This is a genomic window from Microbacterium sp. ISL-103 (genome assembly GCF_018613995.1).
In the GTDB taxonomy this organism is placed as follows: Bacteria; Actinomycetota; Actinomycetes; order Actinomycetales; family Microbacteriaceae; genus Microbacterium.
The window spans coordinates 1-1,013 of the sequence record NZ_JAGGPD010000665.1; the positions used below are offsets into that span (position 1 = coordinate 1).

Annotated in this window: 1 protein-coding gene; it reads left to right on the forward strand. The window is 69.3% G+C overall.

What is annotated here, in order from left to right:
* Nucleotide 1: 1 nt before the first annotated feature.
* Nucleotides 2–1,013, forward strand: a 1,012-nt coding sequence (locus J7E68_RS19335; protein ID WP_251049184.1) for a PDZ domain-containing protein, incomplete at its 3' end; no start/stop codon positions are given.

Genomic DNA, 1,013 nt, shown 5'->3' on the forward strand with positions numbered 1-1,013 from the left:
GCTGGTCGTGGCACTGATCTCGCTGGTCGTGCTGACCTTCCTCCCGACGCCCTACGTGATCCAGCGTCCGGGGCCCGTGTACGACACCCTCGGCACCGCCGCGGGGCCCGACGGCGAGCAGGTGCCGCTGATCCAGGTCGAGGGCGCGGAGACCTTCGAGACCGCCGGAACACTCGACCTCACGACGGTGCAGGTCGTCGGCAACCGTGAGCGCACGCCGAGCTGGTTCGAGCTCGCCCTCGCGTGGACCGATTCCTCCCGGGCGGTTGTGCCGCTGGAGTCGGTGTTCCCCGAAGGCGTCACGACCGAGCAGCGCGACGAGCGCAACGCGACCCTGATGGTCGATTCGCAGCACGAGGCGACCGCCGCGGCACTCGACGAACTCGGCTACGACACCGGCGCCGAGGTCGTGGTGCAGGAGGTCGTCGAGGGTGCGCCCGCCCAGGGCAGCCTCGAGGCGGAAGACGTCATCACTGCGATCGACGGCACCCCGGTGACCTCCGCGAAGCAGCTTCGTCAGGCGATCCAGGATGCAGGCGGCGACCCCGTCGGACTCACGGTGCAGCGCGCCGAGGGAGAGCAGGTCGTCGAGGTGACCCCCGAGAAGCAGGTCGAGGGCGATGTGACGACGTGGCTCATCGGCGTCACGCTGCGCACCGACTACGACTTCGAGATCGATGTCACGCTGCAGCTCGACAACGTCGGCGGCCCGAGCGCCGGGATGATGTTCGCGCTCGGCATCATCGACACCCTCACCGAGGGCGAGCTCAACGGCGGCGAGAACGTCGCGGGCACCGGCACGAGCGAGGCCGACGGCACGGTGGGCCCGATCGGCGGCATCCGTCAGAAGCTGTATGGCGCGCGAGATGCCGGAGCGGACTACTTCCTCGCTCCGTCGACGAACTGCGACGAGGTGATCGGTCACGTGCCCGACGGGCTGACGGTGATCAGCACCTCGACCCTCGAGGATTCCCTCGACGCGCTCGAGGTGATCGCGAACGGGGGAGAGGTGG